Source organism: Acinetobacter sp. YH12021, from assembly GCF_013420145.1.
GTDB classification, from domain to species: domain Bacteria; phylum Pseudomonadota; class Gammaproteobacteria; order Pseudomonadales; family Moraxellaceae; genus Acinetobacter; species Acinetobacter towneri.
The window spans coordinates 1-7,669 of record NZ_VOYT01000036.1; the positions used below are offsets into that span (position 1 = coordinate 1).

Annotated in this window: 8 protein-coding genes and 3 pseudogenes; 4 read left to right on the plus strand and 7 right to left on the minus strand. The window is 50.6% G+C overall.

Annotated features, from left to right (window positions below; all coding sequences use genetic code 11):
- A pseudogene (locus tag FTT91_RS13830) lies at positions 1-146 on the minus strand (IS6 family transposase); the annotation flags it as partial.
- A gap of 60 nt (positions 147-206) precedes the next feature.
- Here FTT91_RS13830 and FTT91_RS13835 point away from each other — a divergent pair.
- Both FTT91_RS13835 and FTT91_RS13840 read left to right on the plus strand, forming a co-directional pair.
- Positions 207-2,045 (plus strand): annotated as a pseudogene (locus FTT91_RS13835) (Tn3 family transposase); the annotation flags it as partial.
- Between the two features lie 140 nt (positions 2,046-2,185).
- Positions 2,186-2,482, plus strand: coding sequence for a hypothetical protein (locus FTT91_RS13840; RefSeq protein ID WP_044501921.1), 297 nt, complete (start codon positions 2,186-2,188; stop codon positions 2,480-2,482).
- 63 nt (positions 2,483-2,545) lie between these two features.
- On the opposite strand, the gene tetR(Y) is transcribed toward FTT91_RS13840, so the two are convergent.
- Complete coding sequence (tetR(Y), locus tag FTT91_RS13845) at positions 2,546-3,169, minus strand: tetracycline resistance transcriptional repressor TetR(Y) (protein WP_011931118.1); 624 nt, start codon at positions 3,167-3,169, stop codon at positions 2,546-2,548.
- A gap of 82 nt (positions 3,170-3,251) precedes the next feature.
- Here tetR(Y) and tet(Y) point away from each other — a divergent pair, with 82 nt between their 5' ends.
- Positions 3,252-4,427, plus strand: coding sequence for a tetracycline efflux MFS transporter Tet(Y) (gene tet(Y) / locus FTT91_RS13850; protein ID WP_011931119.1), 1,176 nt, complete (start codon positions 3,252-3,254; stop codon positions 4,425-4,427).
- Positions 4,428-4,442: 15 nt separating this feature from the next.
- Here tet(Y) and FTT91_RS13855 read toward each other — a convergent pair whose 3' ends face one another.
- The 3 genes from FTT91_RS13855 to aph(3'')-Ib all read right to left on the minus strand — a co-directional run bounded on the left by FTT91_RS13855 (position 4,443) and on the right by aph(3'')-Ib (position 6,516).
- Positions 4,443-4,709 carry a hypothetical protein gene (locus tag FTT91_RS13855; protein WP_052928020.1) on the minus strand — a complete coding sequence of 89 codons (267 nt, stop codon included), beginning with the start codon at positions 4,707-4,709 and terminating at the stop codon, positions 4,443-4,445.
- A 167-nt stretch (positions 4,710-4,876) separates the two neighbouring features.
- The gene (locus tag FTT91_RS13860) at positions 4,877-5,713 is read right to left on the minus strand and encodes an aminoglycoside O-phosphotransferase APH(6)-Id (RefSeq protein WP_000480968.1); all 837 of its coding nucleotides are present in this window, start codon (positions 5,711-5,713) and stop codon (positions 4,877-4,879) included.
- Positions 5,713-6,516, minus strand: coding sequence for an aminoglycoside O-phosphotransferase APH(3'')-Ib (aph(3'')-Ib, locus tag FTT91_RS13865; RefSeq protein ID WP_001082319.1), 804 nt, complete (start codon positions 6,514-6,516; stop codon positions 5,713-5,715). Before aph(3'')-Ib ends, FTT91_RS13860 begins: the two co-directional genes overlap by 1 nt.
- 232 nt (positions 6,517-6,748) lie before the next feature.
- On the opposite strand from aph(3'')-Ib, the gene FTT91_RS13870 reads away from it, so the two are divergent.
- Entirely contained in the window at positions 6,749-7,033 is a 285-nt protein-coding gene (locus tag FTT91_RS13870) for a mobilization protein (RefSeq protein ID WP_148245845.1), read from the plus strand.
- Here the strand turns inward: FTT91_RS13870 and FTT91_RS13875 are convergent, their stop codons facing one another.
- Both FTT91_RS13875 and FTT91_RS13880 read right to left on the minus strand, forming a co-directional pair.
- Positions 7,034-7,264 carry a hypothetical protein gene (locus tag FTT91_RS13875; protein ID WP_005028396.1) on the minus strand — a complete coding sequence of 77 codons (231 nt, stop codon included), beginning with the start codon at positions 7,262-7,264 and terminating at the stop codon, positions 7,034-7,036.
- Positions 7,261-7,443 (minus strand): annotated as a pseudogene (locus FTT91_RS13880) (RepB family plasmid replication initiator protein); the annotation flags it as partial. The pseudogene FTT91_RS13880 and the gene FTT91_RS13875, both read right to left, overlap by 4 nt.
- Positions 7,444-7,669 lie beyond the last annotated feature (226 nt).

The following is a 7,669-nucleotide window of genomic DNA, read 5'->3' on the forward strand; positions in this document are numbered from 1 at the left end:
CGGTAAATCGTGGAGTGATCGACATTCACTCCGCGTTCAGCCAGCATCTCCTGCAGCTCACGGTAACTGATGCCGTATTTGCAGTACCAGCGTACGGCCCACAGAATGATGTCACGCTGAAAATGCCGGCCTTTGAATGGGTTCATGTGCAGCTCCATCAGCAAAAGGGGATGATAAGTTTATCACCACCGACTATTTGCAACAGTGCCATCGCGAGTGGGTCAGGGTGGGACGGCTTAAAAACCCTTGTTGCAATGGCAACCAGGCTGACCGCCACCATGGCCGACGATCCGCTCAATCATGTGCTCGACGGTTATCACCGCTTCCGCCGATACGCTCCACGCATGTTGCGCCTGCTCGATCTGCGAGCTGCGCCCGTTGCACTGCCGCTTCTGGAAGCGGTGACGGCCCTTCGTACCGGTTTGAACGATGCCGCGATGACCAGCTTCTTGCGGCCCAGCTCGAAATGGCATCGCCACCTTCGGGCCCAGAGGGCTGGCGACGCTCGCCTATGGGAGATCGCGGTGCTGTTCCATCTGCGCGATGCGTTCCGCTCCGGAGATGTCTGGCTTACTAGGTCCCGGCGCTATGGCGATCTGAAACACGCACTCGTTCCGGCACAATCCATCGCGGAAGGCGGTCGTCTCGCTGTGCCATTGCGGCCGGAGGAATGGCTGGCAGACCGGCAAGCTCGCCTCGACATGCGGTTGCGCGAGCTTGGCCGTGCCGCTCGCGCAGGCACGATCCCGGGCGGGTCGATTGAAAACGGCGTTCTGCATATCGAGAAACTCGAAGCCGCCGCGCCGACAGGCGCCGAAGATCTGGTGCTCGATCTCTACAAGCAGATCCCGCCCACGCGCATCACCGATCTCCTGCTGGAGGTGGATGCGGCGACCGGCTTCACCGAAGCGTTCACCCATCTGCGCACAGGAGCACCCTGCGCTGACCGGATCGGGCTAATGAACGTTATCTTGGCGGAAGGGATCAACCTCGGCTTGCGCAAAATGGCGGATGCGACAAACACCCACACCTTCTGGGAATTGATCCGCATTGGACGGTGGCATGTCGAGGGCGAAGCCTATGACCGGGCGCTGGCCATGGTGGTCGAGGCACAGGCAGCGTTACCCATGGCCCGGTTCTGGGGCATGGGCACGTCGGCTTCGAGCGACGGACAGTTCTTCGTCGCTACAGAGCAAGGTGAGGCCATGAACCTGGTCAACGCGAAATATGGCAATACCCCGGGCCTGAAAGCCTATAGCCACGTCTCCGACCAATATGCGCCGTTCGCAACCCAGGTGATTCCTGCAACGGCAAGCGAAGCGCCTTACATCCTCGATGGCCTGCTGATGAACGATGCTGGACGCCATATCCGCGAGCAGTTCACCGACACGGGCGGCTTCACCGATCACGTCTTTGCCGCATGTGCCATTCTCGGCTACCGGTTCGCTCCGCGCATCCGCGACCTGCCATCCAAACGGCTCTACGCGTTCAATCCGTCGGCCGCCCCGGCGCACCTGCGAGCGTTGATCGGCGGAAAGGTCAACCAAGCCATGATCGAGCGCAATTGGCCCGACATCCTGCGCATCGCCGCCACCATTGCTGCCGGGACCGTCGCGCCAAGCCAGATTCTGCGGAAACTCGCCTCCTATCCGCGGCAGAACGAGCTCGCGACAGCCCTGCGGGAAGTCGGTCGCGTCGAGCGCACCCTGTTCATGATCGACTGGATTCTGGATGCCGAACTCCAACGGCGTGCCCAGATCGGGCTCAACAAAGGCGAAGCTCATCATGCGCTGAAGCGGGCAATCAGCTTCCACCGCCGCGGTGAAATCCGCGACCGTTCCGCCGAAGGCCAGCATTACCGCATCGCCGGCATGAATCTGCTCGCCGCCATCATCATCTTCTGGAACACCATGAAGCTCGGCGAGGTCGTTGCAAACCAGAAACGCGATGGAAAGCTGCTATCGCCCGATCTCTTGGCCCATGTTTCGCCGCTCGGATGGGAACACATCAATCTCACCGGAGAATATCGCTGGCCAAAGCCTTAGCGTAGGATTCCGCCCCCTCCCGCAAACGACCCCATTTTGTGATTTTGAATTAGATAATAATAAGTGATCGGCTTTGCTAATTGATGTTTTTGCTGTTGTCAGCTTAAAAGCTGAACAAGATTAAATAATGGAAATTTGATATGAATATGCGCATTCGTTTGATTGCAGGCGCAATCACCGCACTCATCGTGGGCTTTGGTTTTATGGCCTATGATAAATATACAGGCCGTGAATGGGTCGTCTCACCTGATCAGATTGAAGCGGCTCAAAGCAGTGGTAAAGCGGGTGTGGAAACACGTCCGGGCACGGTTGCGGTACGTGCAATCCGCAGCGAAGATGCGGATATACTGCCATTTAAATGGCTTGGTTATGGTTTGGTTGCAGGGTTCTTTGTCGTCTATTCAACACGCAAACCAAAAGCTGCACCAAAAGCATAATCTTTAAGTTAATCATTTTAAAAGCCTCGCTTTGCGGGGCTTTTTTATGTTGCATCTGCTAAGTTATTTTGTGGCTTTCTTCATTTCCAGACCGGAAATTAAAGCATCCAATCCATATTCAAAGGCAAAATCGGCACCTTCCGCATCGAATGTATCAAAGGCATGAGATAGAAACTGTGATGGCTGTGCAGGGGCTTCTTTTGAGGCTTGTTTGCGTTCAGAACTATCTTCGAGGGCTGCTTGCTGCTCACTGACAGAGCCCGTCGTATAATGACTGACAATCACTAATGCCCGTACGGCATCGGGCTGTTCAAATCCGCTCTCACATAAAAATCTGATCTGTTTTTCCACGCGCTCATATTGCGCACTGGTTGGGCGTGTGCCCGCATGAATGCGTGCGCCATCACGATAAGAAAGCAGTGCGCTACGAAAGCTGAGTGCATTTTCTTTTAAAAAGACACGCCAGTCTTCTCCTGTCTGAGGCACGGTGCGGGTGTGATTTTTTTCTAACATGGCTTCAGATAAGGCATCAAGCAGGGCGCGCTTATTGCGAAAATGCCAATAAAGAGCAGGTTGCTGCACCTTCAGGCGCTCGGCCAATTTTCGCGTTGTTAAATTGTCAACACCGACTTCGTTGAGAAGTTCAAGTGCAGCCTGAATAACGGTCTCACGATCCAATTTGGTCATTTTATTGCATTACCTCTTGACAATTTATCGTTGATAAAGTTTATTATCGCCAACTTATCAATGATAAATAAAAGTCACATCTATGTCAAAATCACTTATAACCGCACTCATTGTTGTCGCGCTTGATGCGATTGGTTTGGGATTAATCATGCCGGTGGTTCCGGCTTTATTAAATGAATTTGTACCGGCAGAGCAAACAGCATTTCACTATGGTGTTTTTTTATCGCTTTATGCGTTTATGCAGGTCTTTTGCGCGCCCGTTTTAGGGCGGTTATCTGACCGCTATGGACGGCGGATTATTTTGCTGGTTTCATTTTTAGGTGCCACGATTGATTATAGCATAATGGCGGCAGCGCCTGTTTTATGGGTGCTTTATATCGGCCGGATTATCTCAGGTGTTACCGGAGCAACTGGTGCAATCGCGGCATCAATTATCGCTGATACAACTAAACAGGAAGAACGTGCGCGTTGGTTTGGTTTTATGGGGGCGTGTTTTGGTGCAGGTATGATTGCAGGGCCTGCTATTGGCGGTGTTCTTGGTGATATATCTGTGCATGCGCCCTTTGTGGCAGGGGCTCTTCTCAATGCAATTGCCTTTTGTTTGGTGGCTTTCTTGTTGCCCAAAACGCCGTCACAACCGCCTGAAGGACAGCCAGCCAAAATCAATTTGTTTGAAGGCTTTCGCTTCAATTTTGCAGTTCAGGGACTTGCCAGCTTTTTTGCGTTGTTTTTTCTTATGCAGCTGATTGGGCAGGCGCCCGCCGCTTTGTGGGTGATTTATGGCGAACAGCGCTTGAATTGGGATATTGGCACAGCAGGTGTGTCGCTGGCCGTTTTTGGTGCAGCACATACATTCGTACAAGCTGTTTTAACCGGCACTCTTTCAAAGCGACTGGGTGACCGCGGTGTGTTGCTGCTTGGAATGGGCGCTGATATGTGCGGGTTTTTATTGCTGGCTTTTATCACGCAAAGCTGGATGGTTCTGCCGGCAATTTTTATGCTGGCCACAGGCGGCATTGGTATGCCTGCTTTGCAGGCCATTATTTCAGGTCTTGTTTGCGATGAAAAACAAGGTGCTTTACAGGGAACTTTAACGGGGTTGACGAATATAACCTCGATTATCGGGCCGGTCGGATTTACGACGCTTTATGGCTTAACCGCGGGGCAGTGGGATGGTTGGGTTTGGCTCGTCGCAGCAAGCCTTTATCTTATTGCTATACCATTATTGCGCCAGTCAGCCAGTTTATTGCGATCTTAAAATCTTGGCGGGAGATCAAGCAATCCCGCCAATAAAACCGCTGAGTTCATCAAGACGCACCATTGCCATGCGCATGGTGCCACGGCAATTTTGAGCTTTGCAGCGTGCGCGTCGTTCAACTTCGTCCAAATATAATTGCTCGTGTCCTCGAATTGAGCTGATCATTGCCTTATTGATATAAACAAGGCGGTTACATTTCTTGCAGGTCATTTCTAATCTTTGATGGTCTGCAAGATCACTGGCTTTATAGCGGGTTTTCCAGTTTCCGGGTGGGGATGCCATTTTCATCACCAGAAGTCTTCAGGTGAGGGAATACGGACATAGCTGATTTTACCGCCCACATGGGGTCGTTTGCGGGAGAGGGCGAAATCCTACGCTAAGGCTTTGGCCAACGATATTCTCCGGTAAGATTGATGTGTTCCCAGGGGATAGGAGAAGTCGCTTGATATCTAGTATGACGTCTGTCGCACCTGCTTGATCGCGGCCGCGATAGCTAGATCGCGTTGCTCCTCTTCTCCATCCGCGTTCCAAGCTGCGGAAAGGCACCCATAAGCGTACGCCTGGTCGAGCAGGCGACGCGGATCGACGTCCAGCGCACGAGAGAATGCGTCCGCCATCTGTGCAATGCGTCTAGGATCGAGACAAAGGTCGTCTCTGTCAGCCGGATCGTAGAACATATTGGCGGCGCCAAAGCCCACTTCACCGACCAGACCGACGGGATCTATCACCAGCCAGCCGCGACTGGAGAACATGATGTTTTCATGATGCAGATCGCCATGTAGCCCACGCAGTTCCGAGGCATTGCTCATCATTTGATCGGCTATAATCGCCGCGTGGACGTAGTCAGTTTGACAACCTGCGTTTTGATCATCGCGCGCCCGCTGAAACAAAGCTGCAAAGCGATCCCGGATCGGGAGAAGGGCAGAAGGCAGGGGTTCCTCAGATGCGGCATACAGCTTCGCCATTAGTTCCGCTGCAATTTCGGTCGCCTGGTAGTCGCCGTGCTCGGCAACGATGTGAGAGAGCATTCGCTCCCCGGCATATTCGAGCAACATCAGATTGTTCTCACGACCGAGCAACCGGACTGCTCCCCTCCCATTGCGCCATACCAGATAGTCGGCCCCGCGCAGTTCATCAGCAATGTCTTCTATAGGTTTCAATCCCTTGACGATTGCAGGAGTCCCGTCTGGCAATGAAACTTTCCAAACGAGGCTGGAAAAGGTGTCCGCAATGAGAACAGGTTGCGAAACGTGCCAATGAGCAGGAAAAACAGGCGGCATGAACATCAACCCCAAGTCAGAGGGTCCAATCGCAGATAGAAGGCAAGGCGTTCGCGGTCGGGGGCTTCGATCCCCAATACATTGAATAGGACAGCGAAGGCGCGCTCTGCTTCATCTGGCGCTGCCCAGTTCTCTTCGGCGTTAGCAATCATGAGTGCCAAATCGGCATAGCGATCTGCTGTTCCGAGCCGCCCAAGGTCGATCAGACCCGTGCATTGAAGAGTTTTAGGGTCCACCATGAAGTTCGGCATGCAGGGATCACCATGGCAAACAACCATATCGGTGCGCTCTTGGTCGAGCCGCACCGGTAGCTCTCGTTCGACACGAGCCAAAAGATCGAGCTGCGGCGTACTCTTGTCCTCGTCCGGTAAGAAGTCGGGATTGACGGCATTGCGGGACACCACATCAACGGCGCGTCCGAACATTCGCGACAGCCTGCGCTCAAACGGACATTGATCAACCGATAGGCTGTGAACAGCGCCAAGTTGCTGCCCCATTGACGGCCACGCTTTGAGCAAATCCGCTCCAGACAGATCAGCCGCCGGTACTCCCGGAATTGCCGTTATCACCAAGCATGCACCCTCCTGTTCCTCCTGCCAGTTGATCACCTCGGGGCAAGCCACACCTCGACCTTTGAGCCAAATGAGGCGGTCACGCTCTCCAGCGAGCTCACCGCGGCGGGAAGCAGGTGCGATTTTCGCGAAGGCATGCCCGTCACCACGTCGAAAAACAAAATCACCAGATTCTCCGCCTCTGACAGGCAACCAGTCAGAATGCGATTCACCAAAAAAAATATTAGTTCGATTCAATGGAGGTTCCTTCAGTTTTCTGATGAAGCGCGGAGGTGGCTCATTTGTCTTTTCTCAACAACAACAAAATAATTTTATGGGGTAAAGGGGTATCCCCTTTCGGACTTCCAAACTTAATGAAATTAGTTTGGTAAAGTGCGCCATTCTGGAAAACCATTATAGCTTAGGAAGGCATTGAATCTCAATGGCAGGTATCCTATGCTTGAATGGTTTTTTAGGTATGGGAATTACAATGACAAATGAATCTTTAGAACAGAGAATTGCTAAGCAGGAAGAACGCTTAAAGCAACAGGAAGAACGCTTAAAGCAGCTTAAAGCTCAAAAGCAGGCTAAAGACGCTCGTGAAAAGGCAAAACAGAAAGAACAAAATCGAAAAAACGATACCAGACGTAAAATTTTACTGGGTTCTTACTTGCTCAAGAAAATGGAAGATGAAGCAGAGAAACAAAAAATACTCGCTGGCATCAACGAGTATTTAACAGAAGATCGGGATAGAAAATTATTTAATCTGCCATAATTAATTTTGTATTGTTTTTAGCATATTGATAGCAAAGGTTACTTTGCTTTCAATATCTTTAAGCACTGTTTTATGATCATTGAAATCATCAAAATGTTTAATCTCAACATCAATAATAGAGCTTAAATATCCAGTCAATATCTTTGCTTTTACTTCATTACTCTGATTGAAAATAACATCATTGAATTTGGCAACTTCTTCATCAAAATTAAAATTATCTAACTCAATCATGGTTTAAATCCTAGTTTTTTTAAATATGGAAGAAGCTGTGGTTGTTGGTCAGGATCTCGAAGCATTGTTTTAAGCCTTAATGCTAAATCTTTGTAGCTTTCACCCTCTCTAGCTAAATAACTTAATTCAGAAAGTTCTGATAATTGATTACCAAAACTATCAACCTGAGCATCAGACAGTTTAAGGAAGTTATTTTTCTGTTCTTCAAACATATCAATTGTGTCAGGGCATCTTAATTGCTCTTTTTCTGCATTTTTCTTCTTAAATTTTAGCTCAAGACGGCTTTGTTGCACAAAGATTTGAAATGCAAAGCGCCCCTAATTGAGCCAAATTTAAGGCGTAACTTGGGTAAGTGGTCGACCTAATTCCGTAAATCTGTTGAGGACTGCTACACGTGCATGAATT

What these genes read in the sequence shown, in the direction of transcription:
- FTT91_RS13840 (WP_044501921.1), top strand. Translation starts at nt 2,186, where the DNA reads ATGAATATGCGCATTCGTTTGATTGCAGGCGCAATCACCGCACTCATC.
- FTT91_RS13855 (WP_052928020.1), bottom strand. Translation starts at nt 4,709, where the DNA reads ATGGCATCCCCACCCGGAAACTGGAAAACCCGCTATAAAGCCAGTGAT.
- FTT91_RS13860 (WP_000480968.1), bottom strand. Translation starts at nt 5,713, where the DNA reads ATGTTCATGCCGCCTGTTTTTCCTGCTCATTGGCACGTTTCGCAACCT.
- FTT91_RS13870 (WP_148245845.1), top strand. Translation starts at nt 6,749, where the DNA reads ATGACAAATGAATCTTTAGAACAGAGAATTGCTAAGCAGGAAGAACGC.
- FTT91_RS13875 (WP_005028396.1), bottom strand. Translation starts at nt 7,264, where the DNA reads ATGATTGAGTTAGATAATTTTAATTTTGATGAAGAAGTTGCCAAATTC.